We start from the raw sequence: 20,728 nt of genomic DNA on the forward strand, positions 1-20,728 counted from the left end.
GGGACGGTGGCTCAGAACCGGTCCGTCAGCAGTTGCTCGATCACGACCGCGACGCCGTCCTCGTTGTTGGCGACCGTACGGCCCGACGCGGCGGCGAGGACGTCCGGGTGGGCGTTGCCCATCGCGTACGACTGGCCGGCCCAGGTCAGCATCTCGAGGTCGTTGGGCATGTCGCCGAAGGCCACGACCTCCTCGTGCGAGATGCCGCGCTCGGCACAGCACAGGGCGAGGGTGCTGGCCTTGGAGACGTCGGGTCCGCTCAGTTCCAGCAGGGCGCTGGGGCTGGAGCGGGTGACGTTGGCCCGGTCGCCGATCGCGGTCCGGGCCAGGGTGAGGAAGGCGTCCGGGTCGAGGTCGGGGTGGTAGGCGAGGATCTTGAGGACGGGCTGGTCGGCGTCGGGACCGTCGGGGGCGAGGAGCCGCTCGGCGGGCAGGAGGTTGTCCGGTATCTCCATGTGCAGCTTGGGATAGTCCGGTTCCTGGTGGAAGCCGTACGTCTGCTCCACCGCGAACACCGTGCCGGGCGCCGCCTCGCGCAGCCGCTGTACGGCGTCCAGGGCGTTGTCGCGGGCCAGTTCGCGCACCTTGACGAAGCGGTGGGCGCCGGGGCCGCCGTGCAGGTCGACCACGGCGGCGCCGTTGCCGCAGATCGCCAGGCCGTGGCCGTGGACGTGGTCGCTGACGACTCCCATCCAGCGGGCCGGGCGGCCGGTGACGAAGAAGACCTCGATGCCCGCCTCCTCGGCGGCGGCCAGCGCGGCGACCGTGCGCGGGGAGACCGACTTGTCGTCGCGCAGCAGTGTGCCGTCGAGGTCGGTGGCGATCAGCCGCGGCCGTACGGCGGCGGACGGGGTCCCGGGCTGTCTGGTCGCTGAGGTCACCGGGCCATTCTCACGCATATGCCAGCACGCACGTGCGGAACTCCGCACAGATGAGACACAGATGACGCCCCACGCGCTCCTCGGCAGCGGCACGCTGAGCGCGTGGCCGGCGTCACCGGGCGGACCGGACCCGTCGCGGGACGGTCAGTCCAGCTGGGCGACGGCCTCCAGGGCGATCTGCTCGAACACCTTCTCGTCGGCGGCGAAGTCGGAGTCCGGGATGGGCCAGTGGATCACGATCTCGGTGAAGCCCAGCTCACGGTGACGGCCGGCGAAGTCCACGAAGGCGTCCAGCGACTGAAGCGGCCGGGAGCGGTCCGGAGTGAAGCCCGTGAGCAGGACCTTCTCCAGGTCCGCCACATCCCGCCCCGCCTCCGCGCAGGTCTCGGACAGCTTGGCGATCTGCCCGCGCAGTGCCTCCACGGACTGCTCCGGGGTGCCGTTCTCGTACAGCTTCGGGTCGCCCGTGGTCACCCAGGCCTGGCCGTGCCGGGCGGCGAGCCTCAGGCCGCGCGGGCCGGTGGCCGCCACCGCGAACGGCAGGCGGGGACGCTGCACACAGCCCGGGATGTTCCGCGCCTCGTGCGCCGAGTAGAACCGGCCCTCCTGCGTCACCGCGTCCTCGCTGAGCAGGCGGTCCAGCAGCGGCACGAACTCGGCGAACCGGTCGGCGCGCTCCCGCGGGCTCCACGGCTCCTGGCCCAGCGCCGTCGCGTCGAAGCCGGTGCCGCCGGCGCCGATGCCGAGCGTGATCCGGCCGCCGGAGATGTCGTCGAGGGAGATCAGCTCCTTGGCGAGGGTCACCGGGTGCCGGAAGTTCGGCGAGGTCACCAGCGTGCCGAGACGCAGCCGCTCGGTGGCGGCAGCGGCGGCGGTCAGCGTCGGTATCGCACCGAACCACGGGCCGTCGCGGAAGCTGCGCCAGGACAGGTGGTCGTAGGTGTACGCGGTGTGGAAGCCGAGCTGTTCGGCCCGCACCCAGGCCGAACGGCCGCCCTCGCTCCAGCGGCGGTAGGGCAGGATCACGGTGCTCAGACGCAGACTCATGCGTCCGAGGGTAAGCGGAGCCACCGACAACCCGGCCGACCGTCACCGTACGCTGCGGCTCAGCCACGGAGTGAGCAGGGCCATCGGGACGTGCTCCGTGTGTGCGCGGTCGCCGGGCAGTGGCACGACGAGCCGGTAGCCGGGCGGGAAGCGGCGCGCCCTGACGTGGGCGAGGCCGTCGAAGACGGAGCGGAGGAAGGCGGGCACGTCGTCGCGCGGGATGTCGGGGCACTCGACGCCCTCGACGGTGATCAGCGCGTCGTCGTCCGGGTAGAGCCGCACGCTGACCCGGGGTACGCCGCCGAATTCGACGTACGCCTCGTGCGGCAGGGAGCCGTCGGGGTCCGTGGTCACGCCGATGCCCGCGGCACTGCGACGAGAGGTCTGGTCGGCGCCGATGTCGTGGGTGACCTCCATCTCGCGCGCGTAGTGGGCGGCGAGGGCCCGCAGCGCGGTGACCGCGGCCTCGGTGGTCGGCAGATGTCCGGGCGCATGCTCCATGCCGTCGATCATGACGGGAGGGTGGCGTCCCGTGCCGGCGGGGGTGGGGCAGCGGGGTCGCTGGTTCAGCGTGGGCCGGGAAAGCGCAGGTAGCGCGGTGGTACGGCCTTGGTCAGCCAGACGCCGTTGGCGCTGACGTGGAACACGTGGCCGTCGTGGTGCATGGCGCCGGCGTCGACGGTGAGCACCACGGGCCGCCCGCGGCGCGCGCCGACCCGGGTGGCGGTCTCGCGGTCGGCGGAGAGGTGGACGTCGTGCCGGTTCATGGGCCGCAGCCCCTCCGCCCGGATCGCGTCGAGGTTGCGGGCGACGGTCCCGTGGTACAGATACGGCGGCGGGACCGCCGCGGGCAGGCCGAGGTCGACCTCGACGCTGTGGCCCTGGCTGGCGCGGATGCGGCTCCCCTCGATCGCGAAGCGCTGTTTGTCGTTGCGGGCCACCACGTCGTCGAGTTCCTCGCGCGTGAAGCGGAAGCCGTGCGCGGCGGCCGCGGCGATCAGCGTGTCGATCTCCACCCAGCCGCCCGGACCGAGGCTGAGCCCGATGCGTTCCGGCTGGTGGCGCAGGTGTCTGGAGAGATACTTCGACACCTTCACCAGGCGTCTGTCGTCGATGTGTCCTGCGTCTTGCCCTTCGTTCATGCGTCCAGCGTGCGGGAGAGACGCGGATCACGCAGGTTTTTTCGCTCGGAGGTTTGATCCACAACCAACTGTGGTTATGCACAGGCACGTTGGCCAATCTGTGGACAACTGACCTACATACCAGCTGAATTGGCCAACCACCCTTACGCAAAGACGTAATGAGGAAGGCCAACCCCAACTCCCAAGGATCGAGCGATGGTTCGACCATCCGATCCATGGCCTCCCTCAACCCACCGGCCGACCCGGCACGATCAGCAAGCACCTCTCACAACTTCGGCTCCACCCGCGCCAGTCGCCGCAGCGCCCCCGGCAGCAGCCGCGACAGCAGATGCGCGCCCTTCGCCTCCGGAGTCACCGGTACCACCGCCCTGTTGTGGACCACGGCGTCCAGGATCGCCTGGGCCACCTTCTCCGGCGGGTAGTTGCGCAGGCCGTACAGGCGGGCCGAGTTCTTCTGGAGGCGGCGTTCCTCGGCCTCGTCAACTCCCGCGAAACGGGCCGTGGATGTGATGTTGGTGTTGACGATGCCGGGACAGATCGCGCTCACTCCGATGCCCTGGTCGGCGAGTTCGGCGCGCAGGCACTCGGAGAGCATCAGCACCGCGGCCTTGGAGGTGCTGTAGGCGGACAGGACACGGGAAGGCTGGAAGGCCGCGGCGGACGCGGTGTTGACGATGTGGCCGCCCTGGCCGCGCTCGGCCATCCGCGCGCCGAAGAGCCGGCAGCCGTGGATCACGCCCCAGAGATTGACGTCCAGGACCTTGCGCCAGTCGTCGGACGACGTGGCGAAGAAGGAGCCGGACAGACCGATGCCCGCGTTGTTCACCAGCACGTCCAGCACGCCGTGTTCGCGGTGCACCTTCTCCGCGAGCTTCTCCATCGCCTGCTCGTCGGAGACGTCGGCCGTCTCCGCCCAGGCGTCGGGCGCGCCGATCAGGCGGCACAACTCGGCGGTGCGGGCGGCCGATTCGGCGTCGAGGTCGACGGCCACCACGCGCGCGCCGGCTTCCGCGAACGCGAACGCCGTGGCCCGGCCGATGCCGCTGCCGGCCCCGGTGATCAGTACCAACTGGCCGCCGAACCGGTCGGCATGGCGGCCGGTGGCCTGGGGCTCGGCGCGTCCCGCGTCCACCGACATGACGAAGTCCTCGACCCAGGAGACGAGTTGGTCGGGGCGGCTGCGCGGGACCCAGTGCTTGGCCGGGAGCGTGCGGCGGGTCAGCCGGGGCACCCACTGCTCCAGGTCGTCGTACAGCCGCTCCGAGAGGAACGCGTCCTCCTGGGGCGTGATGAGCTGCACGGGCGCGTGCGCGTACGCGTCGGGGCGCGGGTGACGCAGCCGGGCACGGACGTTGTCCCGGTACAGCCAGGCGCCGTGCGCCGCGTCGGAGGGGAGGGAGGCGGTCGGATAGCCGCCGCCGGGGACCTTCTCCATGCGCTGGAGGATCTTCGGCCAGATCCGGCCGAGCGGGCCGCGCCAGGCCAGTTCCGGCAGGGCCGGGGTGTGCAGCAGGTACACGTACCAGGACTTGGCGCCCTGGCCGAGGAGCTGGCCCACCCGGCGGGGCGTCGGACGCTTCACGCGCGCGTTGATCCAGTGCCCGAAGTGGTCGAGGGACGGCCCGGAGATCGAGGTGAAGGAGGCGATACGGCCCTTGGTGTGCTCCACGGTGACGAACTCCCAGGACTGCACCGAGCCCCAGTCGTGGCCGACCAGGTGGACCGGGCGGTCCGGGCTGACCGCGTCGGCCACGGCCAGGAAGTCGTCGGTGAGCTTGGGCAGGGTGAACCCGCCGCGCAGCGGTTTGGGCGCCGTCGAGCGGCCGTGGCCCCGGACGTCGTACAGGACCACGTGGAAACGGTCGGCGAGGCGGACGGCGACCTCGGACCAGACCTCCTTGCTGTCCGGGTAGCCGTGCACCAGCAGCACCGTGGGCCGGTCCGGATCGCCCAGCTCGGCCACGCACAGCTCGACCCCGCCGGTCGCCACCCGGCGCTCCCGCGCACCCTTCAGCGGCATGCCGGCCGTCACTCCTCGCGAAACGCCCGCCGTCACTTCTCCTCCGCCCAGCGCCGCACGTGCGGCAGATCGTCGTCCAGCCAGAAAGCGCTCTGCCCGGGGTCCTTGGAGTCGGTGACCACGAGGATCTCCTCGAACTTCGCACCAGCGGCGTTGTTTCACTCGGTCCACCTTGTGGGCGATCACCCCGAAGGGGTACGCGCGATGCCGGTTGGCATAGAAGGGCAGGTGGAACCAGTCCCGTACGCCGCGCTCGCGCAGCCACGCGCGCTGCATCCGCGCCGCCTCGCGCTCGGTCACGCCCGGCTCCCGTCGCGCCGCGACCGCCTCCGCGCACTCGTAGGCGAGGCGCTGCACCCGCCTGAACTCCCGCAACTCCACGGGGAGTCCGCTGCTCACTGCCGTCGTCATGCCGCCCCGTCCCGTCGTGGCGCCGACGCGTCCCGCCGGCCCGCCGACTCGTCTGCGGACCGCCGTACTCGTCCGTAACGTGACCCTCGTGAATGTGGCAGTTGTTAGAGGGGGCGTCAATAGCGGGATGGCGGGCTGTGGAAAACCGGGGGTGACCCTTGGGTGGGGGCGTCCCCTAGGGCGCCGTAATACCTGGGTCTGACGCGAAGACGGCTCTGAGGTCTGACGACTGGCGTGGCCCGGATCACTACCGTCGTAGGCGTGACTGTGATCGCGACCGAAAGCCTGAGCAAGCGGTTCCCCCGGGTGACCGCGCTCGACCGGCTGTCCGTGGACATCGGGCCCGGTGTGACCGGACTCGTCGGAGCCAACGGCGCCGGCAAGTCCACCCTGATCAAGATCCTGCTGGGTCTGTCCCCCGCCACCGAGGGCCGCGCCGCGGTGCTCGGCCTCGACGTCGCCACCCAGGGCGGCGCCATCCGCGAGCGCGTGGGGTACATGCCGGAGCACGACTGCCTGCCGCCGGACGTCTCGGCCACCGAGTTCGTCGTCCACATGGCGCGCATGTCCGGCCTGCCGCCCACCGCCGCCCGCGAGCGGACCGCGGACACCCTGCGCCACGTCGGCCTGTACGAGGAGCGCTACCGCCCCATCGGCGGCTACTCGACCGGCATGAAGCAGCGGGTCAAGCTCGCGCAGGCGCTGGTGCACGACCCGAAGCTGGTGTTCCTGGACGAGCCGACCAACGGCCTCGACCCGGTCGGCCGGGACGAGATGCTCGGCCTGATCCGCCGCATCCACACCGAGTTCGGCATCTCGGTCCTGGTCACCTCCCACCTCCTCGGCGAGCTGGAGCGCACCTGCGACCACGTCGTCGTCATCGACGGCGGCAAGCTGCTGCGCTCCAGCTCCACCACCGACTTCACCCAGACCACGACCACCCTGGCGATCGAGGTCACCGACAGCGACGCCCACCCCGACGGCACCCGCGCGGTCCGCGACGCGCTCCACGCGCGCGGGGTGAACACCGAGAGCGAGGGCCACGGCCTGCCCGGCGCCGGGCACATCCTGCTGCTGAGGGCCCAGGGCGAGGAGACGTACGACCTGATCCGGGACGTCGTCGCCGACCTCGGCCTCGGCCTGGTGCGCATGGAGCAGCGCCGGCACCACATCTCCGAGGTGTTCACCAGCAGCGACGAGGAGCGGAAGGAGGCCGTCGGACATGGCGGTTGAGCAGCCCCTGCCCACACCGGCCACACCGGCCGGCGACCAGACCCGCATCCACGACATCGGCTACCGCGGTTACGACGGCCCCCGCCTCGGCCGCGCCTACGCCCGCCGCTCCCTGTACGCGCAGTCGCTGCGCGGCGCCTACGGCCTCGGCCGCTCGGCCAAGTCCAAGGTGCTGCCCATGCTGCTGTTCGCGGTGATGTGCGTGCCCGCGGCCATCATGGTGGCCGTCGCCGTCTTCACCAAGGCGCACGAGCTGCCGGTGGCCTACACCCGCTACGCGATCATGCTGCAGGCCGTGATCAGCCTCTACGTCGCCTCCCAGGCGCCGCAGGCCGTCTCCCGCGACCTGCGCTTCAAGACCGTACCGCTGTACTTCTCGCGGCCCATCGAGACCGCCGACTACGTCCGCGCCAAGTTCGCCGCGCTCGCCTCGGCGATCTTCATCCTGACCGCGGCCCCGCTGCTCGTGATGTACCTGGGCGCGCTGCTGTCCAAGCTGGGCTTCGCCCACCAGACGAAGGAATTCGCCGAGGGACTCGTCTCCGTGGCCCTGCTCTCCCTGCTCTTCGCCGGCATCGGCCTGGTCATCGCGGCCGTCACCCCGCGCCGCGGCTTCGGCATCGCCGCCGTGATCGCCGTGATGATCATCTCCTACGGCGCGGTCAGCACGCTGCAGGCCATCGCCCATGTGCAGGACCACTCCTCCGCCATCCCGTGGATCGGCCTGTTCTCGCCCGTCACGCTCATCGACGGCGTCCAGTCGGCGTTCCTCGGCGCGACCGCCCGCAACCCCGGCGCGGTGAACCCGTCGACCGGACAGGGCGTGGTCTACGTCCTCGTCGTGGTCGCCCTGATCGCCGGCAGCTACGGCCTGCTGATGCGCCGCTACAAGAAGGTGGGACTGTGACGACCCTCAGCATCGACCACGTCTCCCGCTGGTTCGGCAACGTGGTCGCCGTCAACGACATCACCATGACCATCGGCCCCGGCGTCACCGGCCTGCTCGGACCCAACGGCGCCGGAAAGTCCACCCTGATCAACATGATGGGCGGCTTCCTCGCCCCCTCCACCGGCACGGTCACCCTCGACGGACAGCCGGTGTGGCGCAACGAGCAGATCTACCGGCACATCGGCATCGTCCCCGAACGCGAGGCGATGTACGACTTCCTCACCGGCCGCGAGTTCGTCGTCGCCAACGCCGAGATGCACGGCCTCGGCGCCAAGGCGGCCCAAAAGGCCCTCGCCACCGTGGAGATGGAGTACGCCCAGGACCGGAAGATCTCCACGTACTCCAAGGGCATGCGGCAGCGCGTGAAGATGGCGAGCGCGCTCGTCCACGACCCCTCGCTGCTCCTGCTGGACGAGCCGTTCAACGGCATGGACCCGCGCCAGCGCATGCAACTGATGGACCTGCTGCGGAAGATGGGCGACGAGGGCCGCACCGTGCTGTTCTCCTCGCACATCCTCGAAGAGGTCGAGCAGCTCGCCCGGCACATCGAGGTCGTCGTCGCGGGCAGGCACGCCGCCAGCGGCGACTTCCGGAAGATCCGCCGGCTGATGACCGACCGACCGCACCGCTACCTGGTCCGCTCCAGCGACGACCGGGCCCTCGCGGCGGCGCTGATCGCCGACCCCTCGACGGCCGGCATCGAGGTCGACACGACCGAGGGCGCGCTGCGCGTCCAGGCCGTCGACTTCGGCCGCTTCACCGCCCTGCTGCCCAAGGTCGCCCGGGACCACGGCATCCGGCTGCTCACGGTCTCGCCGTCGGACGAGTCCCTGGAGTCCGTCTTCTCGTATCTGGTCGCGGCGTAGGAGGCCGAAGATGTACGACCCCACTGTCGCCCGGCTCACCTACCGGGCCCTGCTCGGCCGGCGCCGGGCCCTCATCCTGGGCGCGCTGCCGCTGCTGCTGATCGTGATCTCCGTGGCCGTGCGCGGCCTGACCGGAGCCGACGACCAGACCGCCTCGGACGTGCTCGGCGGCTTCGCGATCGCCACCATGGTGCCGATCATCGGCGTCATCGCGGGCACCGGCGCGATCGGCCCGGAGATCGACGACGGCTCCGTCGTCTACCTGCTGTCCAAGCCGCTGAAGCGGCCCGCGATCATCTTCACCAAGCTGATCGTCGCCATCGCCGTGACCATGGTCTTCTCGGCGGTGCCGACCCTGATCGCCGGCCTGATCCTCAACGGCAACGGCCAGCAGGTCGCCGTCGCCTACACGGTCGCGGCGCTGGTCTCCTCCATCGCCTACTCGGCCCTCTTCCTGCTGCTCGGCACCGTCTCCCGGCACGCGGTGGTCTTCGGGCTTGTGTACGCGCTGGTCTGGGAGGCGCTGTTCGGCTCCCTGGTGCCCGGTGCGCGCACGCTCAGCGTCCAGCAGTGGTCGCTGGCCGTCGCCCACAAGGTCGCCGGCGGGGACCTGGTGACCTCGGACGTGGGCCTGCCGACGGCCACCGTGCTGCTGGTGGCGGTGACCGTGCTGGCCACCTGGTACGCCGGGCAGAAGCTGCGGACGCTGAAGCTGGCGGGCGAGGAGTAGGCCCGCGGCGCCCTGACCGGGGCTTCACCTCGTGCCGGGCACACTGGGCACACCGGATGCGTGGCTGGGAGGCCGGTGATGGCAGAGGAGACACCGCGAAACGACGAGCGCGGGCGGTCCGAGGCCGACGTCTGGGACGGGCTGGTCCTGGACGAGGAGTTCGTACGGGCCGCCGCCACGTCCGAGCCGTCGGCCCGGGCCCGGATGCTCGCCGCCCGCTGGCGGGCAGAGAAGCCGGAGCCGCAGCCGTGGCGCTCCGACGAGCCGCCGGCGGGCTGGTTCTTCAGCAAGGCGCGGCGCCGAAGGTGGCGCCGCCGGTAATTCGGTGGCGTCCAACTCGGTGGCGGGGCAGAGTGGTGGTGCCCCATCCGCCGGGATCGTCCCGGCGCCGTGTTCCGGGAGTGGAGGTGGGCGATGTCCATGCACGGCAGTACGCCCAGCTCCCGACAGGGCGGCCCGAGGCCGGCTCCGGTGTAGTTACCCCACCGTCGAGCCCCGAGGGGCAGCCCGGGGCGGCCGCTTCGAGCACGTGAGCGCTGCGCTTGCGTGGGCCGCCTTCCCTGTGGCCCTCTGTTGCCAGGGGGCACCCGCGCTGGGGCGGCCGGATGCGTTGCGCAACCCGGCGCCGTCAAGGTGCCTCCCCCACTCTCGACTTCGCTCGAGCGGGGGGACCTCCACCGCACACCCGTGCCGCCCCAGCAGCACGACTGCCCGCAGCCGCCGAGTTACGCCAGCAGCCTTTCCAGCACCACCGCGATCCCGTCCTCCTCGTTGGAGGACGTCACCTCGTCGGCCACCGCGCGGAGCTCCTCGTGGGCGTTGGCCATCGCCACGCCCCGGGAGGCCCACGCGAACATCGGGATGTCGTTCGGCATGTCGCCGAAGGCGATCGTGTCCGCGGCCTTCAGGCCGAGGCGCCGGGCGGCGAGAGAGAGCCCCGTGGCCTTGGACAGGCCCAGCGGGAGGAGTTCCACGATGCCCTCGCCGGCCATGGCGACCGTGACGAAACCGCCGGCCGCCTGCCGGGCGGCCTCCGCGAGCTCGTCGTCGCCCAGCGCCGGATGCTGTATGTAGATCTTGTTCAGCGGGGCGGCCCAGAGGTCGGACACGTCCGTGAACGGCGTCGCCGGGAGGCGGCCGGTCACCGCGTACCCGGGGCCCACCAGCACCTCGCCGTCGAGACCGTCCCGGCTGGCCGCGAGATGCAGCGGGCCCACCTCCGCCTCGATCTTGGCCAGCGCCACGCCCGCCAGCTGCCGGTCCAGGGTGACCGACGTCAGCAGGCGGTGCGCCCCGGCGTCGTAGACCTGCGCGCCCTGGCCGCAGACGGCGAGGCCGTCGTAACCGAGGTCGTCCAGGATGTGCCGGGTCCAGGGCACCGCGCGTCCGGTGACGACGATGTGGGCCGCGCCCGCCGCGGTGGCCGCGGCGAGCGCGTCACGGGTGCGCTGCGAAACCGATTCGTCGGAGCGCAGCAGCGTGCCGTCGAGGTCGGTGGCGATGAGCCGGTACGGGAATCCGGCGCTCACTTGGCGACCGGTTCCAGGACCTCGCGGCCGCCCAGGTACGGGCGCAGCACCTCGGGGACCCGGACGGAGCCGTCGGCCTGCTGGTGGTTCTCCAGGATCGCCACGATGGTGCGCGGTACGGCGCACAGCGTGCCGTTGAGGGTGGCGAGCGGCTTGACCTGCTTGCCGTCGCGGACGCGGATCGACAGCCGGCGGGACTGGAACTCGGTGCAGTCCGAGGTCGAGGTCAGCTCGCGGTACTTGCCCTGGGTCGGGATCCACGCCTCGCAGTCGAACTTGCGGGCGGCCGAGGCGCCGAGGTCACCGGAGGCGACGTCGATGACGCGGAACGGCAGCTCCAGCGAGGTCAGCCACTGCTTCTCCCACTCCAGCAGCCGCTGGTGCTCGGCCTGGGAGTCCTCGGGGGCGACGTACGAGAACATCTCGACCTTGTCGAACTGGTGCACCCGGAAGATGCCGCGGGTGTCCTTGCCGTGCGAGCCGGCCTCGCGGCGGAAGCAGGGCGAGAAGCCCGCGTACCGCAGCGGCAGCTTGTCGGCGTCGAGGATCTCGTCCATGTGGTAGGCCGCGAGCGGGACCTCGGAGGTGCCGACCAGGTACAGGTCGTCCTTGTCGAGGTGGTAGACGTCCTGGGCCGCCTGGCCGAGGAAGCCGGTGCCCGCCATCGACTGGGGGCGGACCAGCGCGGGGGTGAGCATCGGAGTGAAGCCCGCGGCCGTCGCCTGGGCCATCGCCGCGTTCACCAGGGCCAGCTCCAGCAGGGCGCCGACGCCGGTGAGGAAGTAGAAGCGGGAGCCGGAGACCTTGGCGCCGCGCTCGACGTCGATCGCGCCGAGCAGCTGGCCGAGCTCCAGGTGGTCCTTGGGCTCGAAGCCCTCGGCGCCGAAGTCGCGGATCGTGCCGTGCGTCTCCAGCGTGACGAAGTCCTCCTCGCCGCCGACGGGCACGTCGGGGTGGACGAGGTTGCCGAGCTGGAGCAGCAGCTCCTGGGTCTCGGCGTCGGCCGCGTCGCGCTCGGCGTCGGCAGCCTTGACGTCGGCGGCGAGCTGGCTCGCCCGCTTCAGCAGCTCGGCCTTCTCGTCGCCGGTGGCCTTGGGGATGAGCTTGCCGAGCTGCTTCTGCTCGGCGCGCAGCTCGTCGAAGCGGACGCCGGAGGACCTGCGTCGCTCGTCGGCAGACAGGAGAGCGTCGACGAGCGCGACGTCCTCTCCACGGGCGCGCTGGGACGCGCGCACACGGTCGGGGTCCTCACGGAGCAGACGAAGGTCAATCACGAGGCCAAGGCTACCGGTGCGGGCTCGCCGCTCACGAATCCCTATTCCATGGAGTTCCGTGAAGTTCGGATTCGCCGGTGTTTGTCGCTTACGTTCCGTTATGTGCGAATTGCCGAACGTGTCGCAGTGCGTCAAGGAAAAGTGTCCCACTCCCCGGGGCGGCGCACGGTCCGGCCACTGCCTTGACCGGATTCCCTTGCGGAGACCGAGACTTCACCAGCCGGCTGTCCACAGGAATCCACACCCTCCGGGAAGTTATCCACAGGCTGTGTGGAAGATCTGTGGACTACGGAATTGATCACTCCGGAAGTTGTCGCAGAACCGTGGAATTCCCCGTTCAAACAGGGACGACACCCACCTTCGAGTGGAAAAAGGTCGCTCCAAAAGATGAACCAAAGGAAACGGGTGGACGAAGGGTGATCTGCCGGGCGGTGGCCGCAACAGGGACTTCCAGGGCGATTTGTCGACTGGGTCGCACGTCGTTGTCGACTTGTCCCCAGGTCGAGAAGCGGACCTGTGGATAACTTCTGTGGATAACGAAGATATGCAGGTCGTACCGACTGGAAGCAGTCTACGACCGCGTCAGAACCGACCGTCCTGGCAGCGCGCCACCCAGTCCGCGGCCGCCATGAACTCCTCGTCCGACGTCCCCTGCCGGGTCGCCGGGGCCTCGGCCGGGGTGATGTCCGCGCGCGGATAGGAACCGAGGTAACGCACCTGGAGACAGATCCGCTTCAGCCCCATCAGCGCCTCCGCCATCCGCCGGTCGGAGATGTGGCCCTCGGCGTCGATGCAGAAGCAGTAGTTGCCGATGCCCGCACCGGTCGGCCGGGACTGCAGCAGCATGAGGTTGATCCCGCGCGAGGCGAACTCACCGAGCAGGTCGCGCAGTCCGCCGGGGTGGTCGTCGCGCTGCCACAGCACCACCGAGGTCTTGTCGGCGCCGGTCGGCGCGGCGGGCCGGGCCGGGCGGCCGACCAGCACGAACCGCGTCTGCGCGGTCTCCGGGAAGTCGTGGATCCCGGTCTCCAGGGCCTCCAGGCCGTAGCGGGCGGCGGCGAACTCACCGGCGAACGCGGCGTCGTAGCGGCCCTCCTGCACCAGGCGGGCGGCGTCCGCGTTCGAGGCGGCGGACTCCCAGTCGGCGTCGGGGAGGTGGGCGCGCAGCCAGTTCCGCACCTGGGACTGGGCCGCCGGGTGGGCGGAGACGGTCTTGATGTCCGACAGTTTCGTGCCGGGCCGGACCAGCAGCGCGAAGGTGATCGACAGCAGCACCTCGCGGTAGATCATCAGCGGTTCGCCCGCGACCAGCTCGTCCAGGGTGGTGGTGATGCCGCCCTCGACGGAGTTCTCGATCGGCACGAACGCCGCCTCGGCCTCGCCGGCCCGCACCGCGTCCAGCGCGGACTGCACCGACACATACGGGACGAGCTCCCGGGTGGCCGCCTCGGGGAGCGTCCGCAGGGCCACCTCGGTGAAGGTGCCCTCGGGGCCGAGATACGCATAGCTCGCTGGCATGTCCTCACCCTAATGGCCGCGGCTGGACCCGTCGTCCGCGTCTTACGAAAGCCACTCGACCGGGTGGTTTGAACACGGGAAACCGGCAAAGCACGTCACCCGGTCGTGCCCGGATCAGCCCTCCAGGAGCCGCTGCCCCACGTACTCGCCCTTCGCCGCCCCGCCCGGCACGGCGAACAGCCCGCTCGCCTCGTGCCGGATGAACGCGGACAGGGCGTCGCCGCGGTCGAGCTTGCGCTGCACCGGCACGAAGCCGCGCAGCGGGTCCGCCTGCCAGCAGATGAAGAGCAGGCCGGCGTCGGGGGTGCCGTCGGCGTCGAAGCCGTCGTGGTAGGAGAAGGGGCGCCGCAGCATGGCCGCGCCGCCGTTCTTGTCGGGCCGGGTGATGCGGGCGTGGGCGTTGAGGGGGACGACGTAGTCGCCCTTGGCGTCGGTCTTCTCCAGGTCCATCGGGGTCGTCTCGTCACCGCCGGACAGCGGCGCCCCGTTGGACTTCCGGCGGCCGATGACCGCCTCCTGAGCCGGCACCGACAGCTTCTCCCAGTCGTCCAGAAGCATGCGGATACGGCGTACGACGGCGTAGGAGCCGTTCGCCATCCAGGCGGGCTCGCCCGAGGCGGGGACGAAGATCCGCTGGTCGAAGTCGGCGTCGGTCGGCTTCGGGTTGCGGGTGCCGTCGAGCTGCCCCATGAGGTTGCGGGCGGTCATGGGGTGCGCGGTGGCGCCCGGGGTGCGGTTGAAGCCGTTCATCTGCCAGCGGACGCGGGCCGCGGAGCCGGCGTCCTTCTGGATCGCGCGCAGGGCGTGGAAGGCGACCAGGCCGTCGTTGGCGCCGATCTGCACCCACAGGTCGCCGTCGCTGCGTGCCTTGTCGAGGTGGTCGGAGGAGAAGTCCGGCAGCGGGTCCAGCGCGGCCGGCCGCTGCTTCTCCAGTCCGGTCCTGCCGAAGAAGGAGTGACCGAAGCCGAAGGTGATCGTCAGCGAGGACGGCCCGGCGTCGCGGGCCACATCCGTGTCGTCGTGCGGCGCCGGCTCGCCCGCCATCAGGCGCTCGGCCGTGGTCGACCAGCGGCGCAGCAGGGCCGCGGCCTCCTTGCGGCCGGCGCCCGCCACCAGGTCGAAGGCGACCAGATGACCGCATGCCTGCAGTCCCTCGGTGATGCCGGGCTGATGTTTCCCGTGAAACATCGCCCGGTCGGACCCCACGGACGTCAGCGGGGTGGCCGGCGCGGGGGCGGCGGCGTAGCCCACGGCCCCGCCGGCGGCGCCGAGCACGAGCCCGGTGGCGCCCGCGGTGCCGAGCAGCGCGCGGCGGGACAGGCCGCTGGGCGGGGAGGCCTGAGACACCTCGGTGGACGTGCGGGCCTCGGGGATGGACTGGTCGGGCATGGTTGTCGTTCAGCCGATCTGCGCGTTCTTGGAGACGGTCACCTGGTCGATGTCGGAGGTCCGCACGGTCACGGCGATCTTCCAGTCGCCGGCCATGGGGATCTGCACGCCGCTCGCCGACCAGTGGCCGGTCGTGATGTGCTCGGGGGTCACGGGAAGCGGGCCGATCTTCTTCGTCTCCAGGGTGAAGGCGACCTTCACCTCGGGGATGTCGAAGGGCCGGCCGCCCGGTCGCTGGACGTACACGTGCATCTCGTTGCCGCCCACGCGCGCGGGGTCGAGGTCGACGCTGACGATGCCCTTGCCGTGGGCGCCGCCGGTGTCGAAGGGCATGTCGAGAGTCAGCGCGCCGTTCGAGGGCGCCGTGGCCGACCCGGCGGAGGACGAGGAGGCGGCCTTGGCCTCCAGTTCGGTGCGGCCGGGCTCGGTCTGGGTGAGCCAGGTGGTGACGGCGAGCAGCACGACCGCGACGCCCGCCTCGGCGAGCACCGAGCGGCGCAGGCCGAAGCGGTTCCGGTCTCCGTCGCGCAGCCGCTTCTGCCGGGCGGCGGCCATCGCGGCCCGCTGCCGGGCCAGCTGCGCGGCACGCCGGGAGTCGCCGCAACCGGTGTCCTCGTCGGCGGCCTTGGCGGCACCCGCCTTGGTCGCACCCGCCTGGGCCGTGCCTGCCTTGGCCGCGCCCGCTTTGGCCGTGCCTGTCTTGGCCGCGCTGACGCGCTCCTTCTCGGGCTCCGCCGCGGCCGTACCGGTGCCGTCGGTGAGCCGGGCCGTCCAGCGGCGGGAGACGGACGCGATGCCGACCAGCAGCGCCACGAGCCCGATCTTCACCAGCAGCAGCTGCCCGTACCGGGTGTCGGTGAACGCCGACCAGGAGCCCAGCTGGCGCCAGGACTGGTAGGTGCCGGTCGCGACGAGCGCGACGACGGAGCCGAACGCGACCCGCGAGAAGCGGCGCACCGCGCCGGCCTCCACCGGTGTCTCGGCGGGCGCCCGGTACAGGGCGACCAGCAGGGCGGTGAGCCCGCCCAGCCAGGCGGCGACGGCCAGCAGATGGACGACGTCGACGGGCATGGCGATGCCCGGCTGGAGCCCGACCGAGGCGTGCTCGGCCATGGCCCAGCTGGTGGCGAGCCCGGCCGCGACGACCACACCGCCGATGGCGAGCCCGAAGGTCAGGTCCCGCTTCTCCTGGCCCTCCTCCCGCTTGGTATAGGTGCCGAAGAGGACGGCGACGAACAGCGCGGCGGCGGCGAGCAGCAGCAGCCGGGAGACCAGGGCCGCGCCGGTTTTGGTCTGCAGCACCTGGCCGAGCAGGCCGAGGTCGAAGACGTCGGCGGCCTTCCCGGAGGTGGTGTACGAGCCGCGCAGGAGCAGCAGCCACAGGGTGGCCGCGGTGAGCGTGAGCCAGCCCCCGACGACCAGCCGCTGCAGCGGCCGTACGCCCGCGCCGCGCTGCCAGCAGGCGAGCACGAAGGCCGCGCCGCCGACGAGCACGATGAAGCCCGCGTACGACGCGTACCGCCCGAAGGCGTAGAGCCCGCCGACGGCTCCGCCGCCCGCGACCGGTCCGCTGGCGGAGACCACGGTCTGCGAGGGCGCCCCGATGGAGAAGGTGTAGGCGCCGGAGACGGGGTGACTGTCGGCCGAGACGACCTGGTAGGTGACCGTGTAGGTGCCCTTGCCCAGGCCGCCCTTGAGCTTCACGGCGTACGTCGTGCCGCTGAGGTTGGCCGGGCCGCCGGTCTGGACCGGCTTGCCCCGGGGGTCGAGGACGCGCAGGGACTCGTCGTTCATCGCCACCTTCTCGGAGAAGGTGAGCGACACCTGGCTGGGCGCCTGCTTGACCACCACCCCCTGCGCCGGGTCGCTGCCGGTCAGCGCCGCGTGTGCCGAAGCCGGTCCGGCGCTCGCGAGCAGCGCGCCGGTGACGGCGAGAAGCAGCAGCACCCAGGTGCGCAGGCGCAGGGTGGCGGTCCGCGTCACAGTGGTCCCTCCCTCAGTGGCCGGTCGTCGGGTTGTACGTGGCGGACTTCACCGGCATCTCGACGGTGAGGGGCCCGGACTTGGCGAAGGTGAGCTTCACGGTGACCGTCTGGCCCTGCCTCGGCCGGCGCTTCAGCTTCTCGAACATCAGGTGGTTGCCCCCGCTTTTGAACACGAGTTGACCGTGCGCGGGTATGGCGAAGGAGCTCTGCTCCCGCATGGCGCCGCCCGTCGTGCTGTGCATGGTGACCTGGCCGGCGTCGGTGCTGGTCACTCCGGTCAGCTCGTCCGCGGCGCCGCCCTTGTTGGTGATCGTCAGAAAGCCGGCGGCCATGTCGGCGGCGACGGGTTGCGGCATGTACGGACCGCTCACCGACAGGTCGGCCTTCGCGCCGGCGCCGGACCCCGAGCCGGAGCAGCCCGCGAGGGCCAGCGCGCCGGCGAGTGCCGCGGCAGCGGTCAGGGCGGCGGGGCGGTGCCGGGCAGGCCGCCGGTCGGGTCGCCTCACGGCTTCGCCCCCTTGACCAGCTTGGGCAGGTCCTTGGTGTAGTCGTCGACCGTGGCGTCCTCGCCGTAGAGGACGTAGCCGCCGTTCGTCTTCGGGGAGAAGGCGATGACCTGGGTGCCGTGGACGGAGACGAGTTTGCCGTTCTTGTCCTTGGTCGTCGGCTCCACGGAGATGCCGACGGACCGGGCGCCGGCCTGGATGGTGGCGAAGTCGCCGGTCAGGCCGATGAACTGCGGGTCGATGCCCTTGAGCCACTTGCCCAGCTCGGCGGGGGTGTCGCGGCCGGGGTCGGTGGTGACGAACACGACCCTGAGGTCGTTCTGCTCGGCCTTGGGCAGCGACTTCTTCGCCACGGCGATGTTGCTCATCGTCGTCGGGCAGATGTCGGGGCAGTGGGTGTAGCCGAAGTACAGCAGGGTCGGGTGGCCCTGGGTCTCCCTGCGGAGGTCGTACTTCTTGCCGTGCGTGTCGGTGAGGACGAGGTCCGGCTTGGCGAAGGGCTGGTCGAGGACGGTGGCGGCCTTGCCCGAGTCGGACTCCACCGAGACCGCGGAGACCGGCGACTTGCCGTCGTCCCCGCTGCCGCAGGCGGAGAGGGTCAGGGTGGCGGCGGCGAGCAGCGCGGCCGCGGCGAACGTCTTCTTGTGCATAGAAAAATGTCCCAGATGTGAGTACTCCGGCGCGCACCGGGGGTCGTACGACGGCCAGGACAGCGTCGCACGCGCCGTACGGCCCCCGGGCGCGGTCGGGAAACGGCTCAGACGGTCCGGCGGCGGCCGGCGAGGACGCCGTAGGCGACGCCCGCGGCCCCGACGACGATGCCGGCCACGGCGAGCACGCGCGCGGTGGTGTCGGTGTCGTGGGAGCCGGTGGCGGCGGACGCGTTCCCGGTCCTGTCGGCGGTGTCCTGGGCGGCCGCCGTGCCGTGGTGGTCGCCGGCCGCGGCGGACAGCTGCAGCACCGGCGCCGGGTTCTCCGGCTCGTCCTGGCCGGCCTGCGGCGCCTCGATCCAGCGCACGACCTCCTTGTTGGAGTACGTCTGGATCGCCTTGAAGACGAGCTGGTCGGTGTTCTCGGGCAGCGCGCCGAGGGAGAGCGGGAACTTCTGGAAGTAGCCGGGCCGGATGCCCTTGCCGTCGGAGGCGGTCCAGGTGACCTTGGTGACGGTCTGGTCGATCTTCTCGCCGTGCAGGGTCAGGGGCTTGTCCAGCCTGGCCTTGACGACCTTCACGTCCCAGCCGGCGACGGGCTCGGGCATGACCGAGGCGAGCGGGTGGTCGGCCGGGAAGTTCACCTCGACCTTGGTGGTCGAGGCGGTGTCGCGCTCGTTGGGCACCTTGAAGTCGACGACGGCGTAGCCGCCCTTGGCCGCGGCGCCCTCCGGCTGCACGGTGACGTGCGCGAAGGCGGGGACGGACAGCGCCAGTACGGCCGTGCCCGTGACGGCGCCGGCGGCTGTAACACGGGCGAGGGCGCGCCGGGAGACGGCGCGGCGAGGGGCGATACGGGAAACCTGCATGGCAGGAGCACTCCACTCTGAGAGTTCCGCGAGTTCTGCGTTCTGCGAGTTCGCGGGTTCCGGTGACGAGGGGTACGCGGGCGTGGCCGTGCCGTTGCGGCGGGTGCACGCACGCGCGCGTGCCGCGCGACGGCGGCAGCCCTCTCCCGCCGGCTCGGTGTGCCGGCTCGGTGGAGTGGTGGCGCGCGTCGCGTCAGGCGGCGAAACGGAAGCGGCCGGCGGGCGGGCCGCGCCGGATCACCGTGTGCTGGAGTGCGGTGGTGTGCGGGCCGGGCACCGCGTCCCGGGCGGTACGACGGCCGCGCGGGAGGGGTGCGGAGGCGGGCAGCAGGCCGGCGCACAGGGCGCACACCAGGGCGAGCGCCGCGCGCAGGGACCGTACGAGCGCCCCCTCCGCGACTCCGTGCGCCGACAGCTCGATCAGCCGCAGCAGCGCCAGATCGCCACGGCGCAGGAGCCAGCCCGCGGCGACGGCCGCGAGCACGTGGCCGAGCAGCATCGGCAGCGAGGGCAGCAGCGCGGTGGCGGAGCCGGTGGCGTCGGAGGCGTGGTGCATGCCGCCCATGGCGGCCGCGGGCCGGCCCGAGCGGTCGATGAGGCGGGCGGCGAGCAGCAGGTGGAAGGCGCGCCCGGGGGTGAGGGCCGAAGGGTGTGCCCCGCACAGGAGCCGCGCTGCCTGCTCGACCAGCGCGGTGTCGCTCAGCGCGGAGCCGCGGGCGCCCGCCGCCCCCGTCGCCGTACCGCTCGTCAGGCCACTCGCCAGGCCGCCGGATGCCATGGCCGTACCGTGCTGGCCCAGCCCGAACAGCGTGTGCAGCGCGGTCTGGCCGAGCGCGAGGAGCGCGGTGATGCCCGGCAGCGAGCGGGTCCGCCCGGCGAGCGGCACCACGAGCACCAGACAGCCGAGGAAGCCCGCGCCCAGCGTCCACAGCGGCACGCTCGCGCAGGAGGCGAGGGTGTGCCCGCACGCGGCCAGCACGACGCAGACCGCGGCGAACACCGCGGCCCGCAGGATCCGGAGCCCGGTGCCGGGAGGCGCCGTGCGCGCGTGGGGGGCAGTCATGGCGGCCTCATCATCGCACTGCGCCGACCGGCGTCGTACGGCAGGGCGTGGTGACGCGGCGTCCGCGGGGCCGGCGGAACGTCCCCTCATACACCCATTCCTCCCCTCGGCGCATCGGCCGTATGGGCGGAGTCACGCCGACGGTGCGCTTACGTCCGCCTACGGGCGGCAATACGTATCGGTATGTCGAGCCGCGGCCAGGAGGCTGGAGCATGAGCATCTGGTGGTCACTCCATCTGCGCCGCGAGGCCGCGAGCGTGCCGCTCGCCCGGCGGCTGCTGATCGGCACCATGGAGACGGCGGGGGTCGACCCCGAGATCTCCTACGACCTGTCCGTCGCCCTCACCGAGGCCTGCGCGAACGCCGTCGAGCACGGCGGCGGGGACACGGCGCACGACGGTTCCTCGGAGGCGTACCGGGTGACGGCGTACCTCGACGGAGAGAAGTGCCGGATCGAAGTGACCGATTCCGGGCCGGGGTTCCCGCGCACCCAGGAGATCCGGCCCGCCCGTCCCGACGCCGAGCACGGCCGCGGGCTCTGTCTCATCCGGGAACTCGCCGATCACGTGCACATCGGCGCCAAGTCCGGCCGCGGCACCGTGGTCAGCTTCGACAAGATCCTCAAGTGGACCAAGGACCCTTCACTGCTGACGGCCTCCTGAGGCG

General features: G+C 71.7%; 20 protein-coding genes and 1 pseudogene. 6 read left to right on the forward strand and 15 right to left on the reverse strand.

Annotated elements, in window-relative coordinates:
- Positions 1–11 precede the first annotated feature (11 nt).
- The 6 genes and pseudogenes from OG956_RS17785 to OG956_RS17810 form a co-directional block, all read right to left on the reverse strand.
- Positions 12–899, reverse strand: a complete 888-nt coding sequence (locus OG956_RS17785) for an HAD hydrolase family protein (RefSeq protein ID WP_330338956.1) — start codon at positions 897–899, stop codon at positions 12–14.
- Positions 900–1,025: 126 nt separating this feature from the next.
- Positions 1,026–1,928: an LLM class flavin-dependent oxidoreductase gene (locus OG956_RS17790; protein WP_330338957.1), complete on the reverse strand. Its 903-nt coding sequence runs from the start codon at positions 1,926–1,928 to the stop codon at positions 1,026–1,028.
- Positions 1,929–1,970: 42 nt separating this feature from the next.
- The gene (locus tag OG956_RS17795) at positions 1,971–2,441 is read right to left on the reverse strand and encodes a hypothetical protein (protein ID WP_330338958.1); all 471 of its coding nucleotides are present in this window, start codon (positions 2,439–2,441) and stop codon (positions 1,971–1,973) included.
- A gap of 53 nt (positions 2,442–2,494) precedes the next feature.
- Entirely contained in the window at positions 2,495–3,070 is a 576-nt protein-coding gene (locus OG956_RS17800) for an RNA 2'-phosphotransferase (protein WP_330338959.1), read from the reverse strand.
- A 265-nt stretch (positions 3,071–3,335) separates the two neighbouring features.
- On the reverse strand, positions 3,336–5,090 hold the full coding sequence (locus OG956_RS17805) for an SDR family oxidoreductase (RefSeq protein ID WP_330338960.1): 1,755 nt from the start codon (positions 5,088–5,090) through the stop codon (positions 3,336–3,338).
- A 32-nt stretch (positions 5,091–5,122) separates the two neighbouring features.
- Positions 5,123–5,501 (reverse strand): annotated as a pseudogene (locus tag OG956_RS17810) (hypothetical protein).
- Between the two features lie 267 nt (positions 5,502–5,768).
- On the opposite strand from OG956_RS17810, the gene OG956_RS17815 reads away from it, so the two are divergent.
- The 5 genes from OG956_RS17815 (at position 5,769) to OG956_RS17835 (ending at position 9,600) form a co-directional block, all read left to right on the forward strand.
- Positions 5,769–6,734 (forward strand): ABC transporter ATP-binding protein, encoded by a 966-nt coding sequence (locus OG956_RS17815; protein WP_330342877.1) that lies wholly within the window; start codon positions 5,769–5,771, stop codon positions 6,732–6,734.
- The gene (locus OG956_RS17820) at positions 6,724–7,641 is read left to right on the forward strand and encodes an ABC transporter permease (protein ID WP_330338961.1); all 918 of its coding nucleotides are present in this window, start codon (positions 6,724–6,726) and stop codon (positions 7,639–7,641) included. The genes OG956_RS17815 and OG956_RS17820 overlap by 11 nt, the downstream gene beginning before the upstream one ends.
- Positions 7,638–8,549 (forward strand): ABC transporter ATP-binding protein, encoded by a 912-nt coding sequence (locus tag OG956_RS17825; RefSeq protein WP_330338962.1) that lies wholly within the window; start codon positions 7,638–7,640, stop codon positions 8,547–8,549. The genes OG956_RS17820 and OG956_RS17825 overlap by 4 nt, the downstream gene beginning before the upstream one ends.
- 10 nt (positions 8,550–8,559) lie before the next feature.
- Entirely contained in the window at positions 8,560–9,279 is a 720-nt protein-coding gene (locus OG956_RS17830; RefSeq protein WP_330338963.1) for an ABC transporter permease, read from the forward strand.
- A 78-nt stretch (positions 9,280–9,357) separates the two neighbouring features.
- Complete coding sequence (locus tag OG956_RS17835) at positions 9,358–9,600, forward strand: SGM_3592 family protein (protein ID WP_330338964.1); 243 nt, start codon at positions 9,358–9,360, stop codon at positions 9,598–9,600.
- Positions 9,601–10,004: 404 nt separating this feature from the next.
- Here the strand turns inward: OG956_RS17835 and OG956_RS17840 are convergent, their stop codons facing one another.
- The 9 genes from OG956_RS17840 to OG956_RS17880 all read right to left on the reverse strand — a co-directional run bounded on the left by OG956_RS17840 (position 10,005) and on the right by OG956_RS17880 (position 20,062).
- Entirely contained in the window at positions 10,005–10,808 is an 804-nt protein-coding gene (locus tag OG956_RS17840; RefSeq protein ID WP_330338965.1) for an HAD family hydrolase, read from the reverse strand.
- The gene (gene serS, locus OG956_RS17845) at positions 10,805–12,082 is read right to left on the reverse strand and encodes a serine--tRNA ligase (RefSeq protein WP_330338966.1); all 1,278 of its coding nucleotides are present in this window, start codon (positions 12,080–12,082) and stop codon (positions 10,805–10,807) included. Before serS ends, OG956_RS17840 begins: the two co-directional genes overlap by 4 nt.
- 582 nt (positions 12,083–12,664) lie before the next feature.
- Positions 12,665–13,600 (reverse strand): prephenate dehydratase, encoded by a 936-nt coding sequence (pheA, locus tag OG956_RS17850; protein WP_330338967.1) that lies wholly within the window; start codon positions 13,598–13,600, stop codon positions 12,665–12,667.
- A gap of 114 nt (positions 13,601–13,714) precedes the next feature.
- On the reverse strand, positions 13,715–14,989 hold the full coding sequence (efeB, locus tag OG956_RS17855; protein ID WP_330338968.1) for an iron uptake transporter deferrochelatase/peroxidase subunit: 1,275 nt from the start codon (positions 14,987–14,989) through the stop codon (positions 13,715–13,717).
- A gap of 9 nt (positions 14,990–14,998) precedes the next feature.
- A complete protein-coding gene (locus tag OG956_RS17860) occupies positions 14,999–16,972 on the reverse strand; it encodes a copper resistance CopC/CopD family protein (protein ID WP_330338969.1) in 1,974 nt (657 codons plus the stop codon).
- A gap of 13 nt (positions 16,973–16,985) precedes the next feature.
- On the reverse strand, positions 16,986–17,480 hold the full coding sequence (locus OG956_RS17865; protein ID WP_330338970.1) for a copper chaperone PCu(A)C: 495 nt from the start codon (positions 17,478–17,480) through the stop codon (positions 16,986–16,988).
- Positions 17,477–18,130 carry an SCO family protein gene (locus OG956_RS17870; RefSeq protein WP_330338971.1) on the reverse strand — a complete coding sequence of 218 codons (654 nt, stop codon included), beginning with the start codon at positions 18,128–18,130 and terminating at the stop codon, positions 17,477–17,479. Before OG956_RS17870 ends, OG956_RS17865 begins: the two co-directional genes overlap by 4 nt.
- Positions 18,131–18,237: 107 nt before the next feature.
- Positions 18,238–18,999: a YcnI family copper-binding membrane protein gene (locus tag OG956_RS17875; protein ID WP_330338972.1), complete on the reverse strand. Its 762-nt coding sequence runs from the start codon at positions 18,997–18,999 to the stop codon at positions 18,238–18,240.
- 193 nt (positions 19,000–19,192) lie between these two features.
- A complete protein-coding gene (locus OG956_RS17880; protein ID WP_330338973.1) occupies positions 19,193–20,062 on the reverse strand; it encodes a hypothetical protein in 870 nt (289 codons plus the stop codon).
- Positions 20,063–20,274: 212 nt separating this feature from the next.
- Between OG956_RS17880 and OG956_RS17885 the strand changes: the two genes are divergently transcribed.
- A complete protein-coding gene (locus tag OG956_RS17885) occupies positions 20,275–20,724 on the forward strand; it encodes an ATP-binding protein (RefSeq protein ID WP_330338974.1) in 450 nt (149 codons plus the stop codon).
- Positions 20,725–20,728: the final 4 nt, after the last annotated feature.

The sequence above is a fragment of the Streptomyces sp. NBC_00557 genome, assembly GCF_036345995.1.
Lineage (GTDB): Bacteria > Actinomycetota > Actinomycetes > Streptomycetales > Streptomycetaceae > Streptomyces.

Excerpts from the sequence above, each read along its gene's own strand:
- OG956_RS17785 (WP_330338956.1), bottom strand. The coding sequence starts at position 899 with ATGCGTGAGAATGGCCCGGTGACCTCAGCGACCAGACAGCCCGGGACC.
- OG956_RS17870 (WP_330338971.1), bottom strand. The coding sequence starts at position 18,130 with ATGCACAAGAAGACGTTCGCCGCGGCCGCGCTGCTCGCCGCCGCCACC.
- efeB (WP_330338968.1), bottom strand. The coding sequence starts at position 14,989 with ATGCCCGACCAGTCCATCCCCGAGGCCCGCACGTCCACCGAGGTGTCT.
- OG956_RS17835 (WP_330338964.1), top strand. The coding sequence starts at position 9,358 with ATGGCAGAGGAGACACCGCGAAACGACGAGCGCGGGCGGTCCGAGGCC.
- OG956_RS17820 (WP_330338961.1), top strand. The coding sequence starts at position 6,724 with ATGGCGGTTGAGCAGCCCCTGCCCACACCGGCCACACCGGCCGGCGAC.
- OG956_RS17790 (WP_330338957.1), bottom strand. The coding sequence starts at position 1,928 with ATGAGTCTGCGTCTGAGCACCGTGATCCTGCCCTACCGCCGCTGGAGC.
- OG956_RS17875 (WP_330338972.1), bottom strand. The coding sequence starts at position 18,999 with ATGCAGGTTTCCCGTATCGCCCCTCGCCGCGCCGTCTCCCGGCGCGCC.
- OG956_RS17885 (WP_330338974.1), top strand. The coding sequence starts at position 20,275 with ATGAGCATCTGGTGGTCACTCCATCTGCGCCGCGAGGCCGCGAGCGTG.
- OG956_RS17805 (WP_330338960.1), bottom strand. The coding sequence starts at position 5,090 with ATGCCGCTGAAGGGTGCGCGGGAGCGCCGGGTGGCGACCGGCGGGGTC.
- OG956_RS17830 (WP_330338963.1), top strand. The coding sequence starts at position 8,560 with ATGTACGACCCCACTGTCGCCCGGCTCACCTACCGGGCCCTGCTCGGC.
- OG956_RS17880 (WP_330338973.1), bottom strand. The coding sequence starts at position 20,062 with ATGACTGCCCCCCACGCGCGCACGGCGCCTCCCGGCACCGGGCTCCGG.
- pheA (WP_330338967.1), bottom strand. The coding sequence starts at position 13,600 with ATGCCAGCGAGCTATGCGTATCTCGGCCCCGAGGGCACCTTCACCGAG.
- OG956_RS17795 (WP_330338958.1), bottom strand. The coding sequence starts at position 2,441 with ATGATCGACGGCATGGAGCATGCGCCCGGACATCTGCCGACCACCGAG.
- OG956_RS17800 (WP_330338959.1), bottom strand. The coding sequence starts at position 3,070 with ATGAACGAAGGGCAAGACGCAGGACACATCGACGACAGACGCCTGGTG.